This window comes from Mogibacterium timidum ATCC 33093 (assembly GCF_000525775.1).
Classification (GTDB): Bacteria; Bacillota; Clostridia; order Peptostreptococcales; family Anaerovoracaceae; genus Mogibacterium; species Mogibacterium timidum.
Map to the genome: position 1 here is coordinate 29,811 of NZ_JALU01000029.1, position 16,991 is coordinate 46,801.

Sequence of the window (16,991 nt, forward strand, 5' to 3'; positions counted from 1 at the left end):
TGGTGATAAAAGGTGAAGGTGGATTTAAAAGAAGTTTTTGATAAAGATTTGAATAAGCAACTGTTTAAAATATCAGCTGTGGCGTTCATTTTTTTACTTATAATACTTGTTAAACCAAAGTTAGGTGGTAAATATATTGTTGATAAAAGAGGTCATGTAGTCGGAATTGAGCACGTACGTGAGGGAGTTTTTGAAGAATATGACCTGATAGCGGAGGTTCATCGTGGTGACAAGAGCATGAGCCAAAATGTAAAGCTCAAACGACATGCTAACGATAGTCCTAGGCAATCGGGTGGTGATGAATCAAAAGACATCGAGGCTGAAATGAACGCAAGTCTTGGAATTGCAGTAAGTCAAATTGAGGAGAAAACAGAAAAACGAATTGTGCTTCCAACAAAGCTTGATGATGGCAGCATAGTTATCTGGAAAAAGGACAATCGCGCAAACCGTGATTGGATTGCAATACCGCTTATGTATGTTGTGCTAGTTATAGCTGTCATTGCAAACAAGCACGATAAGATGAAACGGAGAGGGCATGAAGAGAGAAACCAAATTCTGAAGGCACTGCCGAGGTTTACAAATCAGTTATTGCTAATGATGAATTCCGGTGTTATTTTAAGTGATGCGTTTCGGAAAATACGCTATGGTTATTCTCTGATGCATAGAGAGTCGCTGGGAGAGCTTGAAAAAAGCATCGTAGAGATGACTGATGTTGCTGAGTTTACGAATCAGAGTATTCCTCTGTTGTTTTCCGAGATGGCACGCAAGTATTCGGTGAAAGAACTGATGAGGATATCGACTGTCTTGAGAGAAAATGAGAAACGAGGCAGTGATATTCAGGAAAAACTCGAGCGCGAGAGTGAATTCCTGTGGGATATAAGGAAGACCATTGCTAGGGAACAAGGCAAGTTGATTGATACGAAGATGACTTATCCGCTTGGGATGTTGCTTGTATTGCTGATTGTCATCACAATGGCGCCGGCACTTATGACCATGTAGCCTTGACATAGAGGGAGGTGTTGAAAATGTAAAGACAAGGTAGTAAATAACCGGTAGTTGTAGTGTGGATAACTGTGTAGGCATGCTCGATGCCTGATGTGTGCAAAGGAGACAGTAAAAAAGGAAAGGAGAGTATGATTTAGCCTATGAGCTAATCATACAAGGAAAGTTATGAAAAATATAAAAAGGCTATTCAAATCAAATGAAGGAATGGAACTTGTTCAAGTTGCTATTTTGATTGCAATCGCAGTTGCTTTAGGAATTATCTTTAAGACTGAAATTACATCATTTGTCAACAAGACTTTCAAGGCACTTAATGCAAGCAAGTTCTGATGAGATACTGGGATAAACGTGGCGAACAGATGGTTGAAGCAAGCATAGTGTTGCCGGTTGTGATTCTTGTGATAATGTTGCTTATCAGATTATGTACATTTTATCTTGAATGCCTGATTACCCAAACTAATATGCATAGAAAAATGCTAGGCAAGTGGGATAATACAAATTCTCCAGTAGTCAGGACAATTAGTGAATCGAGAGATGTTAGATATGCAAATATCGGGCTTGCGGGTGGACTGCTGCGAAAATCTATAGAGGTTACAGGCTTTTCGGTATGCGAAGATAAATTAGTGAGAGCTGGTGGTGTTATTGAGGAAGCTGTTAAGAAATAAGAGCGGATCTACTATTGTGTTGCTGTCATTTGTTTTCCTTGCACTAATATCCATGATAATAATGGCTATTAATATAGCGAGAAGTCGTACAGTAGAAAGCTGGGCAGAAGTAAACGGTAAACTGTGGGGAAAGGCTATTCTTTCGGAATATGATCGTTATCTTTTAGATGATTATGGAATCATGGCTTTTCAGGGAAATGACTGCGATGTTATAAAACGTTTAAGTGTGTATTCTAAATATTCATTTGAAGATAAGCTTCGAATTCGTAGAGATGTTCCGAGCGCAAATCTTGATGAATATCGCATGTCTGACCTCGATAACTTTAGAAAATCGCTGCGAAATGCAATGACAACAGAAGAGGCTAAATCTATAGTAGATGGAAAAAATAGGTCTGTTAGGAAAATTTCGTACTCATTTGGCAATAATAAAACCGAATATGGGAATCGAGCTATCGGAAATCAAGTAGTTATAGATACGTTGCCATCAAGGGGATATAAAAACCATATAAATATCAAAGGCCTGACAGGGCTTCTTAGTGATAGCAATGCAGCGGATAAGGTCAAGCCGGATGTCCTATCCAAGGTTTCAGAGATGTCATTTATCGTTAGCAAGCTGAACAGTCACCTGAAGACGGTAGGAGATAAAGAAACTTTCTTTGCTAATGAGTATGAGTATATTGTAAAAGGTAGCTTAGATGATAATAAGAATTTTGAAGCTTGTAAGAGAGAGATCTTTGCAATTAGAAATGCTCTTAATCTGGCAGCTTTATCAAAAGATCCCGAGAAGATGAAAATAATCACAGCAATTTCTGAATTGATTGCACCGGGGCCAGGTGCAATTGTGGTGCAGGGGGCGATTATGGAAAGCTGGGCTGCGCTAGAGACTCATGAAGATTTGAAGGCTCTGCTGGATAACAAACGAATTCCGCTTATGAAGAAGAAGGGAGATTGGAAAATCTCAGTTGAAGGTGTGTTAAGGGATAGTCATCTCACTGATAAGCTCGGAGACGAAGCTCGTAAGTTGCTAAATGAAAATGCGGAACAGATTCATGATTTATCCAAGCAAGAAGGTTACTCGGAAAAACTTGAAGGTCAGAATTATGAGGACTATTTACTGTTCATGATGTTAACAATCCCTAAGGATCTAAGGACAAGAAGAATAATGGATTTAATTCAGATAAACATGAAGTACAGATATTATGATGACTTTAACTTTGATGAGTATAACTGTGGGGTAAGATTCAACTTAAAGATTAATGGTAAGTCGTATGAGGTTAATGATTCATATAAGTAAGATGTTCAAAGATAATAGGGGAAGTTATATTGTTGAGGCAACACTGATTCTTCCGATATTTATGATTGCAATTATGGTGATGTCATCTATTATTTCAGCATATAGTTGTATTGAGGATGCTAACTATATATCTGCAAATCGTTTAAGGAGGACTGCTGCTGTTGCCTCGGTAATAAAGACTGATGTGATGGTGCCGTATAGTATTCAGAGGGAACTGGACAGAAGCCATTCTCAGGTAGGTGGGTTTGCCGTTAATTCGTTTTTATACAGGAAGCAGCAGCTTGGTATTGATGAAATTATCTCACTTGACGCTGACATTATGATTAACACCAAGAATCCGATTGGTCTGAATGCCAAGGCTAATTATAAATTAAAAACAGTTACACGCGCATACGTTGGCAGGAGACGAGAAGATACACACATGAGTGTTGATGAGCTCTCGGGAAACGACGACAAAGCGGTATATATTTTTCCCAAAAGAGGTGAGAAATATCATAATAAAAGTTGTTCGTTCATGCATTCGAAGGCTGTCTCAACATCCTTGGACGCTTCGATTAAAAGCAAGTATGATCCATGCCCCGTGTGTAAAAGCAGAAGAGCAAAGCTTGGAGCGAAGGTCTATTATTATCCAAGCGACGGAGAATGTTACCATCTTCCGGGATGTCGAGTGATGGAGAGAAATTATATAGAGATTTCCAAGAAGGTTGCTGAGCGGCGTGGTTATACGCCGTGCTCAAAGTGTGGAGGTTGATGTAAAATGGAGAAGGAAATCAGACAAAGTATCACGAATTATAAAATGCCACGGTACATAAGCGAAATATTGTGCAACAATTACGCTACAGCCTTTCTGCGGATGTCAATAATTTGCGAGAAAGATACGTATATATTTTCGTATGATAAGCGCAATATGAAGAGGTTAATCTTTCGAGAACTGTCAGATATGGACAAACTGCAGCTGATTGTCACGTTGATAATGATAAATGAACAGAATTGTCAGATGCTTATTGGAGCAGAACGATATCTTATAGAACCGGAACTGATGTATTCTGCGAACAACAGAACAAAATATGGACAGGTTGGACTGCTGTTTTATCCTGATACGACGATGACGCCCTTTAATGTTAAACTGATCAGGTTAATTGACAAAATTGTACCGCAAAATAAGAAAAAAGCAGTTAATTGTTTTGAGTTAATTAAAGCTGAGCTCTCTAAAAATGATTTATATCGAGCAAGGAGCATTTGTGAAAAGTATATAAGCAGAGCAATGTCAGAAAAGATTGGATAACCGAATAGAAGAGGGGCGATAATTTGTAATTTTTCACTTGACTGTTAATATATTCGTGTGATACTTTATATATAGTTAAAGGCCTCTAATCAAGAGACCTTTTTAAGGAAATGCTAGTTAGAGTTATCTAACTAAGTGGCTGGTTGGTTTCTGGCTGTTAGACTATTGTTTGTGTGACTAAACAATTAAGTATCTGTCTAAATTAGCCAGTCGGTATCTAATCAAAGCCATTAACTATTTTACACAATTTGCAGTATAAAGTCAGATAAGTATATAGTTTATGTTTTACACTACATGTGAGTGGAGAAGAGGATGTTACAGGACAAGATTGTTCAGTATTGTGCGCCTACTTTGGCTAGGTTGAAAATAGGCAGTATGTTTGGTTATAGTTATGATTCTTTCGACACCTTTACCGATGAACTTGCTTGTATCAATGACCTGCTCAACAGGAAAGGGGTAAGAGTAGGTGTTCTTCAAGATAATGGAACAAGAGCCTTGATATATGTGTATCGTCCGAAAGAGCTTAAGCACAGGCTTTCTGAACATCGCATAGAGAGCTTAATGCAAAAGTTTGGATATGAGGGAGCCGACATTAACTGCTCAATAAATAGGCTCAGAAGCAGATTAGGCGTATGCGGCAGTTTCCCTCATGAGATCGGCATATTTCTGGGTTACCCGTTGGAAGATGTGATTGGCTTTATAGAGCACTGTGGTAGCAACTGCAAGGCGTGTGGTCAATGGAAGGTGTACGGAGATGTTGAAAAAGCGATGGGTCTTTTTGCAAAGTACAGACGCTGCGAGCTTCTCTATATGAGATTATTCAGGGAAAACGGTGACATAGAAAAGTTGACTGTTTGTGCTTAACGGAGGTAATTATGAGTATTGTTATAGTAGGTGGAAATGAGTGTATGGAATGCCAGTACAAGGAGATATGTAAGAAGCATGGATGTAAAGCCAAGGTGTTTACCAAGGAACGTGGAAATGTGGGTAAGAAGATCGGCTGTCCGGATTTATTGGTGATGTTTACAAATACAGTTTCGCACAAGATGATGAATACCGCAGTAGCAGAAGCTAAGCGAAAGAACGTAGAAGTTGCATGGGTTCATTCCAGCAGTTCGTCGGCACTTAAGAATCTGCTTGCACAGTATGTTTAAAGCATTTGTGCTAAATTAATATCTGATGAATTACATAAGACCTTGTTTAATCATAAATGAGGTCTTTTAAGTTAAACATTGCACATATATGTATAGGAATGCTTTTAAATACATGAATCATACTGAAGCTTACATACTGAATATTACTAATGTAGAGTCCCCGGAAATCTTGCTAATGCAGAGTCCCCGGAGTCATTGACTTTGTGTGTTTTGCATGTTAAACTGAATTAGTTTAACACAGATTATATCTTGATAATTTACGTGGAGGAGTTTATGCACACAGCATTAATGGTAATTTTGCTTGTGACTAGCGTGATTCTGATTCTCAGCATTTTGCTGCAGTCTAGTAAGAGCGATGGGCTTTCGGGATCAATAGCTGGAGGAGCTGAGCAGCTTTTCGGGAAGAAAAAGAGCAACGGATACGATGCAATTCTGTCTAAAATTACAACAATAGTATCAATTATTTATATCGTTGTTTCATTAGTCATCGTAGCAATTTTCAATTAGTATTTGTAAAAATACACAGTTTATTATAAAATTGTTCATGTTGATATACAGAGGTAAGGGTGATGCACCTCTGTATATCTTTAATATATTTATATTTTATTTTCGAAATATGAAAATGATTATTTTCTAATTTCAAGGAGGTTTATTATGGCGATTAAGTGGATGGTTCCTGTTGCGGCATTGATCGGTCTGCTCGTAGCTTTTGCGCTTGCTTCTTGGGTGGGTAAGGCGCCGGAAGGTACTGACAGAATGAAGGAAATATCCGGTTACATCAGAGAGGGTGCGCTGGCGTTCCTTAAGAGAGAGTACAGAACAATGGCTGTTGTTATCGTTGCTCTATTTGTGCTTGTTGGTCTGGCAATTAACTGGACATCTGCAGTTCTGTACGTATGCGGAGCGTTGTTATCCGTATTGGCAGGCTTTTTCGGAATGAATGTTGCTACAAAGGGTAATGTTAGAACTGCCAATGCGGCAATGGAATCAGGAATGCCAAAGGCACTTAAGATTGCATTCAGAAGTGGTGCGGTTATGGGACTTTGCGTTGCCGGCCTTGGACTTTTCGGTCTAGGTGTTGTAGTTGTTGTACTCGACCTGGCGACAGTCATGCAGTGCATAACAAGTTTCGGACTTGGTGCTTCTTCGATGGCGTTATTTGGACGTGTAGGCGGCGGTATATATACTAAGGCGGCTGATGTTGGCGCTGACCTTGTAGGAAAGGTTGAGGCCGGTATCCCTGAGGATGATCCTAGAAATCCTGCTGTTATCGCTGATAATGTAGGAGATAACGTAGGAGATGTTGCCGGCATGGGTTCCGACCTGTTTGAGTCATATGTCGGATCGATCATCTCCGCTGTAACGCTTGCAGCTGTAGCTGTTAATGCTTCCGGTGTAAGTGGAACCTTTACAGAGGAAACTGCTGCTATTTTCCCACTGTTAATCACTGCTGTAGGTATTATTGCATCTGTAATCGGTGTGCTTTGTGTAAGAGGTAACGCTAATGTGAACCCTGCCAAGTCGCTAAACGTTGGAACATATGTGAGCAGTGCAATCGTAATTGTATGCGCTTTGGTTCTAAGTAGTAAGCTTCTTGGGTCTCTCACATATGCGTATGCTATTATCGCGGGTCTTCTAGTAGGAGTCATCATAGGTGCAATTACCGAGATATATACTTCAGATTCTTATAAGTTCGTTAAGAAGATTGCTGAACAGTCACAGACCGGTGCAGCTACAACAATCATCAGTGGTCTCGGTGTAGGAATGAGCTCAACATTTTGGCCAATCCTATTTATCTGCGTTGGTATCATCGTTGCTTACAACTTTGCTGGTCTATATGGAATTGCGCTTGCTGCTGTAGGTATGCTTTCTACAACAGGCATGACAGTAGCCGTTGACGCTTATGGTCCGGTATCTGATAACGCCGGTGGTATAGCTGAGATGTCTGAGCTTCCTGAGGGAGTAAGAGATATTACCGATACACTTGACTCTGTTGGTAACACAACAGCGGCTATCGGAAAGGGATTTGCTATCGGATCAGCTGCTCTTACGTCACTAGCTCTTTTCGCAGCATTCGCTGTATCAGCTAAGCTTAGTCAGATCAGCTTACTCAATCCGCTAGTAATCGTTGGTTTATTTATCGGAGCTATGCTTCCATTCCTCTTCTCGGCTATGACTATGAACTCAGTAGGTAAGGCTGCTAACGAGATGATTGAAGAGGTTAGGCGTCAGTTCCGTGAGAACAAGGGCATTATGGAGGGAACATCTAAGCCAGACTATGCAAGATGTGTACATATCTCCACGGGCGCTGCTCTTCACGAGATGATCGCTCCCGGACTACTCGCAATCGTTGCTCCACTGCTGATCGGTCTGCTGCTTGGTACAGAGGCTCTTGGTGGAATGCTTGCCGGATCGCTTGCATCGGGTGTTCTGCTGGCTATTATGATGGCTAATGCAGGTGGTGCCTGGGATAACGCTAAGAAGTACGTTGAAAGTGGAGCTTACGGCGGCAAGGGAAGCGAGACTCATAAGGCGGCAGTCGTTGGTGATACGGTGGGTGATCCGTTCAAGGATACCTCCGGTCCATCGATCAACATCCTCATCAAACTGATGACAATTGTTTCGCTTGTATTTGCTCCTGTATTCGTACAGTTCGGTGGAATTTTATTCTAGAATTAAGTAAGTTAGAGGCAGATTTATAAATTCAAAGGCATGCGATATTGCATGTCTTTTTTCAATTCTAAAATCAACACCGAGTTTTATGGTGTTCCGACTCGTCGTAAATATGAGGTGTGTGAGAGGGATTTTATTGGAAATACTGAAATTTACACGGATTCGAAGAAGCTCAATTGTTGAATATAACAACAAAAAATGATAAACTATTTGGGTATATTTTAAGATAGCATGCTTACAAGGAGGGTTTAAGTAATGCAGAATAGGCTAGAAGAAATTCGTGAAAAGGGACTTTTGAGCATTGAAAATGCCGGAAATGTTGAAAAATTACATGAGGTTCGCAGGGAACTGACAGGTAAGAAGAGTGCGCTGACTGACGTGCTCAAGAACCTGGGCAAGCTTGAGCCGGAGATGAGAAAATCCGTCGGAATGAAGGCAAATGATATCAAGAACTTTTTTGCTGAAAAAATCAAAGAGAGAGAGGATCAGTTAGTTGCAACTGAGTCTGTTCTCGATGAGAAGATTGATCTCACTCTGCCAGGTACCCCAATTCATGGTGGTGCACTTCATCCAATTACTCAGATGTGCTACGATCTCAACGATGCCTTTCTCTCCTTGGGCTTTGAGATATTTAGTGAGAATGATATAAGCAGTGAGAAGTATGCTTTTGATAATCTGAACTTCCCGGCTGATCATCCGGCAAGGCAGATGATGGATACATACTGGATTGAGGGTACCGAGGATAAGAGTGGAGCAGATAGACTTTGCATGAGACCTCACCTCACAGGCGCTTCAGTTAGACACTTGCTTGAGGCTGGAGCACCTGCGAGATTTGTGTACCCGGGTCGTGTCTACAGAAATGAGAACACAGATGCAAGACACGAGAGGGCTTTTTTTCAGTATGAAGCGCTAATCGTAGATAAGGATCTGTCATTTTCTTCCGGAAAGGTAATGATTGAGACTATTCTCGAAAAGGTATTTGGAAGAAAAATCAACGTGCGCATGCGTGAAGGCTTCTTCCCGTTTACTGAGCCCGGATATGAGATTGACATGGAATGCCTCGTTTGCGGCGGTAAGGGCTGCAGGGTGTGCAATCAGAACGGCTGGATTGAGGTTATGCCGGGTGGCGTAATTCATCCCAATGTACTACGAGCTGCTAACCTGGATCCTGACGTATGGACCGGATTCTACACAAACATCGGTCTGGACAGACTCGTAATGATGCGTTATGGAGTTGATGACGTAAGATTATTCCACAGCGCTGATCTTAGATTTTTAAAGCAGTTCAAGTAGGAGGTTGTAATGAAGGTTTCACTAAATTGGGTAAAGAAATACATTGATATTCCTGCGGATTTAACCAATGCACAGATTGCATATGACCTGACTATGAGAACGGTTGAGGTTGAAGCTGTTGTGGATACGGCTGCAAAGTTTCACGACATTGTCGTTGGTCAGATTACCTCCGTGGAAGCACATCCAAACGCTGATAAGCTGAAAGTGTGTTTAGTTAATATCGGCGAGACTGAGGACGTGCAAATCGTATGTGGCGGTTCGAACCTATACTCAGGAGAGAAGGTCGTAGTATCAAAGCCGGGAGCCGAGGTATATTGGCACGGTGAGAGCGAGCTTATGAAGATCAAAGAGACTAAGATGCGTGGAGTTGCATCCTATGGGATGATTTGCGGAGCTGAAGAGGTGTATCTGGGTGATTTCTATCCAACAGATGATCCAACTGTTATCGTCGATCTCGGAGATGTTGATGCTGCTCCAGGACAGAATATCGCCGATATCATCGGCATGAATGATACGGTTCTCGAGATTGATAATAAGTCGCTTACAAATAGACCCGATCTCTGGGGACATTATGGAATCGCTAGAGAGCTGGCGGCAATATATAAGTTGCCGCTTAAGCTTTTGGACGAGTTTGACGCTCCAACAGGTCTTAAGGACTATGACGTAGAGATTATCAATGCTGAGAAGTGCTATAGATATGCTGCACTTGAGATTAGAAATCTATCGGTCAAGGAGTCACCAACCTGGATGAAGGCTGCGATTATCAACGGTGGTATGAGACCTATCAACGCAATCGTAGACATTACGAATTACGTAATGCTGAGTGTTGGTCAGCCGACACATGCATTTGACAGAACACATGTTAAGGGCGAGAAAATCATAATTCGCGATGCTAAGACTGATGAAAAGCTAGAGCTGCTTGACGGTGCAAATATCGATCTTACAGAGCAGGATCTCGTTATCTGCGATGCTGAGGGCCCAATGGCACTCGCAGGTATCAGAGGCGGTAAGAAGGATTCAATTCTCGATGACACAGTTGATGTTGTGCTTGAGGTTGCTAACTTCGCTGCCGTAACGATTAGAAATACGGGTAAGCGTTTTGATGAAAAGACTGACTCATCCATACGATATGAAAAGGGAATCGATACCGAGAGAGTTGAGCAAGGCTTGTCGCTCAGTATGAAGCTGTTCAAGGAGCTGTTTCCTGAGGCGGAGTTCACAGCATATGCAGACGTGAACCCGGTTGCAACCAAGAGAACTGAGGTTGATATCACCAAGGCCTTTCTGGACACAAGACTCGGCAAGGTTCTGGAGGAGTCGGAGGTAGCGGACACGCTGGAGCGTCTGGGCTTTGAGGTTAAGTTTGAGAACGGCGTATATCATACAGTTGCGCCGACATGGCGTTCGACCGGAGATATCTCGATGAGAGACGACGTGCTGGGTGAGATTGCCAGACTTGTGGGGTATGAAAATTTCAAGGTTAAGCCGTTACCGATAAACTTTGAGAATGCGGTTCATCAGATTAAGTATGATCTCAACAGGAAAGTAAGAGAGCATCTCGCGTTTAGATGTGGATTCAATGAGATATTCACTTATCCTTGGATAGATGAGAAATACATCAAGTCAGCCAAGATTGACATGTCAGGCGGTGTTAGGCTTGCAACTCCACCGGCTCCGGAGCTCGCAACTTTGAGGCAGTCTCTGGTACCGGGTGCGCTGGAGGCAATTGTCAAGAACTTGAGATATTACGACAGTTTCAAGATTTTCGAGGTCGCTGAAGTATTTGAGCAGGGAGAGTTTCACCCATCTTCAGAGGATGAGACGCTCCCAATTCACAAGCTGATGCTTACGGGTGCAGTTGTTGGCAAGGATGCCAAGGATATATTCTTTGAGGCAAAGGGTGTTGTTGAGTCGTTACCCAGATATTGCCATATGAATGGTTATAAGTTTAAGCAGGTAGAGAAACCATCGTGGGCTGATTCCGATGTATACCTCAATCTTGTAAATGAACGGAAGGATGTCATCGGCTCGCTTGGTCTCGTTTCCGTAGCAACTTTGGCGGAGGCGGGCGTTAAGAGATCCAACATAGCGATATTTGAGATAGATGTCAACAAACTTGCTCCATTTAGTTCTAGGACAAATGAATTTGAGTATCTGCCACAGTTTCCGCTTGTTGAGGAGGATTTATCGCTTCTCGCAGATGAGGATGTAAAATGGGAAGATATCTACGAGGCTATCAAGTACATGGCAAAGGAAGTTGCCTTTGTTGAGGAATACAGGGGTTCGCAGATTCCGGAGGGTAAGAAATCTATCATGATTCGTATCAAAATCGGAAATGAGGACAGCACTATGACCTCAAAGCAAATTGAGAAGAAGACCAAGGGAATTCTCAAGGTGCTGGAGAAGAAAACCGGTGTGACACTCCGAGAAGAGTAGCTTAAGAAAAGTAAACATAATCAGAGACTCCATATATTTGTGGAGTCTCTTGTCTTGCCTGCGGGTTTTTAACTACTCTCCGGATCTTATAAGCAGAACCTTGCCTTTTCTGACCGTTATATGAGCTTGACGACGAGAAACCTCATTGGAGATACAAAGTGTCGACGATCGGTTAATTGATGCGTTGTCGAGGCTGTATTTGGCACCTGTGATGGTAACACCGCTTACACTAGCATCAAATGGAACCAGCGAGAAGTATTTATAGTTTGGGTCATCCGGCAGTATTATTGTGTTGTTAAATTCGCCATCAAGCAGTTGCATCGTGTTCTTACCATCGATGAACTCAAGGTGCTCCAGCTGTCCCATGTATTTCTCGAGGAGTCCGGCATTTCCGAGAGTGTGATCTAGTCTGCCACCGATTCCTCCGTATACTGTTATATAACGGATGCCAAGTTCCAGGACATGGTTGATTGCTGCCTCGGTATCTGTTAAATCTTTTTCAGTCGGCAAGGTAATATACAGACAGTCAAAGCGGTTGCTGATGCTCGAAGAATCAAAATCACCAATCACACAATCGGGTCTGATTCCGAATTTGTCAGCAACATCAACGCCGCCATCTGCACAAATGATATAGTCGCTGGAGCTCGAAAGCTCATGTAACTGTGACACGTTGGTATTCTCGATAAACGAAAGTATTATAAGCGCTGTCTTACACATAGTATTACCTCTGTTTTTATCGTTCTTGAATTACTATCTTCAGTATATTACAATTATAGGCGATTCAAAACTAGAAAGTGAGTTATTATGCCTGAAAATAACAACAAAAATTATATCGTAAATGAAGATCTTGGCGAGCTGAGATATCTATCTGCAATGCACATGAAGAACACTGTTGCGCAGTTTATGGTTGGGATCATAATGCTGTATATGTTTACCAACTTGGTCCCTGATGTACTTGGGTTTTTCATGCCCAAATCATATTTTTCGGTTATTCCGACTGAAATAGACCCGAAGTTGCTCAAGAAGTTTGTTGTAGATTACCCTTTTGCTTCGTTTGTGTACACTATAGCGTTTGGGGGGATGTTTACGCTAGGCAGATCGTTGTATATGCTGAGATACCTGAGAAATAAAGAATGCGATTATCCGTCTATACTCGACGGTGCGAGGCATATTTTTTCCGCTACGTTGCTCTTTATTGTACAGCTTGCTATAATAGCAGCATTTGCCACACTATTTGTTGTTCCCGGTGTATATGCATTTTACACTTATAGACAGTCTTTCCTCATTATGGCCGAGGATCCGTCAAAAGGGGTGTTTAAGTGTCTTGCCGAGAGCAGAAGATTGATGGCCGGAAACCGTATGCGGCAGTTCCAATTGGATTTTACTTATATCCCGCTCATAATAATTGCGAACGTGCCTGCTATATTATTTGGGTATGTAGGTATGCCGGATTTAGGGATGTATACAAATCTAATAGTTATTTTAATTCGGTTCATACTGCAGATTCCCGTGTTCTATGCGATGGGGAACCTGTTCTTTGGACAGGCGGTTTTCTACGAACTCATGGTGTCTAAGGGGTTTAGTAACTTCATATACAAGGGCGAGGATGTATTTAGAGCCGGTGTGAGAGCGAGGTTGCAGGATAGGGAATAGATAGCTATAGTAATCAAGGTTGTAATGAAACAGCAGCGAGAGCTCTCACGTGAAAGCTCTCGCTGTTTTATACGTTATACTTTATTTATGGGTATTCAGGCAACCACTCATTACCCCCCGGCCGGGTTACCTGATCCGTTATTGCCTGAATTGTTGGGTTGCTGTCCTTGTTGTGGCTGCTGTGCCTGATTGTTTTGAGCAGCCTGATTGTTATTATCGTTCTGATCCTGTTCAGTAACCTCTTGTTCTTCTTCTATAATCTCGGATTCTTCTGATTCATCCAGCGGACTCTTGCCAAGGCCGCCTTCGGTACCCTTGGTGAAATATTCACCGTTCTTACGAACTATATTAGAAGGGGCAGGCTTATATGAACCTTTTCGCACATTAGGCACATTGCTCATGATTCTCGACCACAGCCTTGCTGCAGCGACGGATGAAGAGGTAAGCGGAATATTGACATCAGTACCAATCCAGAGCGAAGCGGCGTATTTTGGAGTAATTCCGTCAAACCAGACGTCGTATTTAGCGTCAGTCGTGCCGGTCTTACCGCCGACCTCAACTCCCGAAATTGCAGCGTTTGTACCGGTTCCGCCGTTTACAACAGACTTGAGCATTGTCACCATGATATATGCAACGCCTTCGTCTAGAACCTTGTGCTGTTTCTTTTCGGTCGATAGAATCGTGCGACCGTCTCTGTCCACTACCTTGGTATATACTCTGTTCTCCACTCTGACACCGCCGTTAGGGAATGTTGCATATGCCTCGGCCATTTCGTAAGGTGAAACACCCTTGGACAGACCGCCAAGTGCCAGTGACGCCGGGTTGAGATCGCCGTTAGGTGTCTTGTTGAGAGTGCTGATTCCATATTTCTCAACCATGCTTGCGGAGTAATCAGATCCGAGCTGTTCATAGAGCTTAACGGCTACGACATTTGTCGAGGTCTGCATACCCCTACGCATGGTCATAGGTCCGGAATATCTATTGTTAGAGTTCTTAGGCCATACCTTGCCGTTGAACTTGATAGGTTCATCGACTATCACAGAAGAAGCTGTCAGGTAGTCACCGTAGTATTTTGTGCCTTGCTTATCGTTGTCGGGGTCGGTGAGAGGGAAGGTCTGTCCGCTCTCTGCCAGCTCGTAGCTCCTCTGCAGTGAAGCGCTGTAAATTGCCAAAGGCTTGATAGATGAGCCGGGTTGACGAGCGTTGACAGCGCGGTTAAACAGCTTTTTGCCAGAGACACCACGACCGCCAATCATAGCTTTGACCTTACCGGTTCCGACTTCTGTAATAACCATTGCACCCTGCGGCTGTATAACCTTGTCCTGCAGGGTATAGAGCTTGTCCGTGAAAGCCGGGGCACCATCGTCGCTGGTAATCAGCTTGCTGTTTTTATTGATGAATTTTGCGCTGATTTTGAGATTACCGTTCTTATCTAGTGTCTTGCTTTCAGTAGGTATATTGATGAAACCTCCGGGAATGATGTAGAGGCTTCCGTTCTCAACCACATATGATGGTTTGAACTCCAAGCTGTAATCAGAGCCGTTTGCGGTCGAAGTCTTGTATATATTCAGTCGTTTATTCTTATATATGGTCAGCGAACCATCATTGTTTTTTTTGTATTCCCCGTCGGCAAGCTTGAATTTCCCATCCTGGAACATATTGTTATATGCGTACAGGGTGATAACTCCTTTGTCACTGACAATATTGCCGGCACTGTCCTTTTTGAGACCGGTTAGCGACGGGAAGTAATTGCCTTCCTTGAAACCAGCCTCGACAGCCTTCTGAGCCTTTGAATCCATTGTGGAGTATATCTTGAGTCCGCCGTTGTAAACCATGTCGTGAGCACTCTGGTAGTCGAGCTTGTACTTCTTCATCAAATCCTTGATAATCTGCTCAACCATGTAGTCGGTGAAGTACGAGGTATCGGTTTCTCTTCCTGCATTGAGTGATGGGTTCAGGAAGTCAGCCAGATTGCTGGCTGCATTTTCCTCATATTCGGCCCTGGTGATATAGCCCTGATCTGCCATCAGCTTGAGCGCAATTTGACGTCTTGGCTTAGAGATATCGTTTGCAATGTATGACTTGCCATCTATCTTGATTGGTGTCGACGTCGACTGCGAAGCCACAGGGGAATCGGCATTTTGGATGAGTGCATAGGTGTCCGGGGATTGAGGCATAGCGGCCAGAGCAGCGCTTTCTTTGAGTGTCAATTGACTTACATCTTTTGAGAAATAGGTCTTTGATGCGTTTTCAATTCCGTAGTTTCCGTATCCGAAATAGATACTGTTGACATACGCTGCGAAAATCTCTTTCTTGGACAGTGTGTGCTCAATTTTAGATGCGTAGTACATCTCGAGAATCTTACGGCGTGCGGAACGCTGACTCTTGATATTAGGCAGGTATACGTTTCTCGCAAGCTGCTGCGTGAGCGTACTTGTTCCTCGGATATTGCCTCTGCCAAATGAAGAGGCGATTGCACCAATCATTCTCTTCCAGTTGAATCCGTGGTGCTTCCAGAAGGTCTTATCCTCCAGAGCTACAAATGCATCAACTGTGTGCTTAGGAATGTCCTTGTACTTGATAATAGTCCGACTTTCGCCGGAACTTACGCTATCGATACGCGTACCGTTATCATCGTATATAACTGAGTTTGTTGAAATCTGATCGTAAATCTTGTTAGGGTCTATTTTAGGGGCGAATGCGATTACGGTTGCAGCATAAATTGAAAACATCAAAATCATTGCAACCATCATAACAACGAGGTTGCGAATAGTGTATTTGATGCTTAGCGTGCGGGCTTTGTTCTTTATCTTCTTGCCTGCAACTACAACGAACGCATCTGCACCGGGAGTATAGTACGGATTAGGTTTGGTAAATATACGCTTTATAAATGCCGCCGGATGTCTGAGGTCTCTCTTAAGGCTGAATCCGGTTCTGTCACCATTCAACATAGCCTTGCGTTCTTCCTTGAGAAGCTTCTTTTCTTCCTTTGCTCTCTTCTTGATAGACTTGTCACGCTTTGCTGCATCCGCCTCGGCTTTGGCGACCTGTTCATGGAACGATGGCTTGTTGCGTTCATTGACTGCGTGAACGCGGCCATATAATTCCGCATCTTCACGTGCAGCATGTTTTGCAGAGTGCTTCTCCAAGTTGTTGCGAAGTCTGTTCTTCTTGGCCTCAGCCTCAGCCTTGGCGACCTGCTCATGAAAGGATGGTCCTTTAGGCTTGTCGCTGCTGTGTGCAGCAGCCTGCATACGCTTCTCGTGCTGTTTCTTTTCAAATTGAAGCTGTGCCATATGGTGAGCGACAACCCTCATCTCTTCCGGTGATAGGCGTTCGCCATTTTTCAGTCTCTTTATTAATATTTGTATGTTTGTTGAGTTTTTTTCCATTTGTTGCCTCTTAAATAAAATATAGCATTTTATTCTATCATGAATTGCTTGGTAAATTAATATTTTGAGCGATTTAAATGTGAAGATTATATGCAGATTATAGTTATTTATACATGAAGGTCGTCTGCTAACAAAAATTGTGCT

Annotated in this window: 15 protein-coding genes; 13 read left to right on the forward strand and 2 right to left on the reverse strand. The window is 42.6% G+C overall.

Going from position 1 to position 16,991, the window contains the following annotated elements; genetic code table 11:
- Window positions 1-12 precede the first annotated feature (12 nt).
- The 12 genes from HMPREF0581_RS07790 (at window position 13) to pheT (ending at window position 11,802) form a co-directional block, all read left to right on the forward strand.
- The gene (locus HMPREF0581_RS07790) at window positions 13-999 is read left to right on the forward strand and encodes a type II secretion system F family protein (RefSeq protein ID WP_009644170.1); all 987 of its coding nucleotides are present in this window, start codon (window positions 13-15) and stop codon (window positions 997-999) included.
- 171 nt (window positions 1,000-1,170) lie between these two features.
- Window positions 1,171-1,332 (forward strand): Flp1 family type IVb pilin, encoded by a 162-nt coding sequence (locus HMPREF0581_RS08650; RefSeq protein ID WP_009644189.1) that lies wholly within the window; start codon window positions 1,171-1,173, stop codon window positions 1,330-1,332.
- The gene (locus tag HMPREF0581_RS08820) at window positions 1,332-1,667 is read left to right on the forward strand and encodes a hypothetical protein (protein ID WP_009644173.1); all 336 of its coding nucleotides are present in this window, start codon (window positions 1,332-1,334) and stop codon (window positions 1,665-1,667) included. Before HMPREF0581_RS08650 ends, HMPREF0581_RS08820 begins: the two co-directional genes overlap by 1 nt.
- 61 nt (window positions 1,668-1,728) lie before the next feature.
- The gene (locus tag HMPREF0581_RS07800) at window positions 1,729-2,961 is read left to right on the forward strand and encodes a DUF5702 domain-containing protein (RefSeq protein WP_009644177.1); all 1,233 of its coding nucleotides are present in this window, start codon (window positions 1,729-1,731) and stop codon (window positions 2,959-2,961) included.
- Complete coding sequence (locus HMPREF0581_RS07805) at window positions 2,945-3,712, forward strand: TadE/TadG family type IV pilus assembly protein (protein ID WP_009644180.1); 768 nt, start codon at window positions 2,945-2,947, stop codon at window positions 3,710-3,712. Before HMPREF0581_RS07800 ends, HMPREF0581_RS07805 begins: the two co-directional genes overlap by 17 nt.
- A 156-nt stretch (window positions 3,713-3,868) precedes the next feature.
- Window positions 3,869-4,246: a hypothetical protein gene (locus HMPREF0581_RS07810; protein ID WP_156791970.1), complete on the forward strand. Its 378-nt coding sequence runs from the start codon at window positions 3,869-3,871 to the stop codon at window positions 4,244-4,246.
- Window positions 4,247-4,558: 312 nt separating this feature from the next.
- A complete protein-coding gene (locus HMPREF0581_RS07815; protein ID WP_009644178.1) occupies window positions 4,559-5,110 on the forward strand; it encodes a DUF3793 family protein in 552 nt (183 codons plus the stop codon).
- A gap of 11 nt (window positions 5,111-5,121) precedes the next feature.
- On the forward strand, window positions 5,122-5,400 hold the full coding sequence (locus tag HMPREF0581_RS07820) for a DUF2325 domain-containing protein (protein ID WP_009644188.1): 279 nt from the start codon (window positions 5,122-5,124) through the stop codon (window positions 5,398-5,400).
- Window positions 5,401-5,673: 273 nt separating this feature from the next.
- Entirely contained in the window at window positions 5,674-5,907 is a 234-nt protein-coding gene (secG, locus tag HMPREF0581_RS07825) for a preprotein translocase subunit SecG (protein ID WP_009644183.1), read from the forward strand.
- A 147-nt stretch (window positions 5,908-6,054) separates the two neighbouring features.
- On the forward strand, window positions 6,055-8,073 hold the full coding sequence (locus tag HMPREF0581_RS07830) for a sodium-translocating pyrophosphatase (RefSeq protein WP_009644174.1): 2,019 nt from the start codon (window positions 6,055-6,057) through the stop codon (window positions 8,071-8,073).
- A 255-nt stretch (window positions 8,074-8,328) separates the two neighbouring features.
- Window positions 8,329-9,366: a phenylalanine--tRNA ligase subunit alpha gene (locus HMPREF0581_RS07835; protein ID WP_009644171.1), complete on the forward strand. Its 1,038-nt coding sequence runs from the start codon at window positions 8,329-8,331 to the stop codon at window positions 9,364-9,366.
- Window positions 9,367-9,375: 9 nt separating this feature from the next.
- Window positions 9,376-11,802, forward strand: coding sequence for a phenylalanine--tRNA ligase subunit beta (gene pheT, locus HMPREF0581_RS07840; protein WP_009644165.1), 2,427 nt, complete (start codon window positions 9,376-9,378; stop codon window positions 11,800-11,802).
- A gap of 72 nt (window positions 11,803-11,874) precedes the next feature.
- Here pheT and HMPREF0581_RS07845 read toward each other — a convergent pair whose 3' ends face one another.
- Window positions 11,875-12,519 (reverse strand): thiamine diphosphokinase, encoded by a 645-nt coding sequence (locus tag HMPREF0581_RS07845; RefSeq protein WP_009644172.1) that lies wholly within the window; start codon window positions 12,517-12,519, stop codon window positions 11,875-11,877.
- Window positions 12,520-12,606: 87 nt separating this feature from the next.
- Here HMPREF0581_RS07845 and HMPREF0581_RS07850 point away from each other — a divergent pair, with 87 nt between their 5' ends.
- On the forward strand, window positions 12,607-13,455 hold the full coding sequence (locus HMPREF0581_RS07850) for a DUF975 family protein (RefSeq protein WP_009644164.1): 849 nt from the start codon (window positions 12,607-12,609) through the stop codon (window positions 13,453-13,455).
- Window positions 13,456-13,565: 110 nt separating this feature from the next.
- On the opposite strand, the gene HMPREF0581_RS07855 is transcribed toward HMPREF0581_RS07850, so the two are convergent.
- Window positions 13,566-16,847 (reverse strand): transglycosylase domain-containing protein, encoded by a 3,282-nt coding sequence (locus HMPREF0581_RS07855; RefSeq protein WP_036382070.1) that lies wholly within the window; start codon window positions 16,845-16,847, stop codon window positions 13,566-13,568.
- Window positions 16,848-16,991 lie beyond the last annotated feature (144 nt).

Bases quoted from the DNA above. Each gene is read 5' to 3' on its own strand.
- HMPREF0581_RS08650 (WP_009644189.1), top strand. From the start codon at position 1,171: ATGAAAAATATAAAAAGGCTATTCAAATCAAATGAAGGAATGGAACTT.
- HMPREF0581_RS08820 (WP_009644173.1), top strand. From the start codon at position 1,332: ATGAGATACTGGGATAAACGTGGCGAACAGATGGTTGAAGCAAGCATA.
- HMPREF0581_RS07800 (WP_009644177.1), top strand. From the start codon at position 1,729: ATGGCTATTAATATAGCGAGAAGTCGTACAGTAGAAAGCTGGGCAGAA.
- HMPREF0581_RS07805 (WP_009644180.1), top strand. From the start codon at position 2,945: ATGATTCATATAAGTAAGATGTTCAAAGATAATAGGGGAAGTTATATT.
- HMPREF0581_RS07810 (WP_156791970.1), top strand. From the start codon at position 3,869: ATGAAGAGGTTAATCTTTCGAGAACTGTCAGATATGGACAAACTGCAG.
- HMPREF0581_RS07815 (WP_009644178.1), top strand. From the start codon at position 4,559: ATGTTACAGGACAAGATTGTTCAGTATTGTGCGCCTACTTTGGCTAGG.
- HMPREF0581_RS07820 (WP_009644188.1), top strand. From the start codon at position 5,122: ATGAGTATTGTTATAGTAGGTGGAAATGAGTGTATGGAATGCCAGTAC.
- secG (WP_009644183.1), top strand. From the start codon at position 5,674: ATGCACACAGCATTAATGGTAATTTTGCTTGTGACTAGCGTGATTCTG.
- HMPREF0581_RS07830 (WP_009644174.1), top strand. From the start codon at position 6,055: ATGGCGATTAAGTGGATGGTTCCTGTTGCGGCATTGATCGGTCTGCTC.
- HMPREF0581_RS07835 (WP_009644171.1), top strand. From the start codon at position 8,329: ATGCAGAATAGGCTAGAAGAAATTCGTGAAAAGGGACTTTTGAGCATT.
- pheT (WP_009644165.1), top strand. From the start codon at position 9,376: ATGAAGGTTTCACTAAATTGGGTAAAGAAATACATTGATATTCCTGCG.
- HMPREF0581_RS07845 (WP_009644172.1), bottom strand. From the start codon at position 12,519: ATGTGTAAGACAGCGCTTATAATACTTTCGTTTATCGAGAATACCAAC.
- HMPREF0581_RS07850 (WP_009644164.1), top strand. From the start codon at position 12,607: ATGCCTGAAAATAACAACAAAAATTATATCGTAAATGAAGATCTTGGC.
- HMPREF0581_RS07855 (WP_036382070.1), bottom strand. From the start codon at position 16,847: ATGGAAAAAAACTCAACAAACATACAAATATTAATAAAGAGACTGAAA.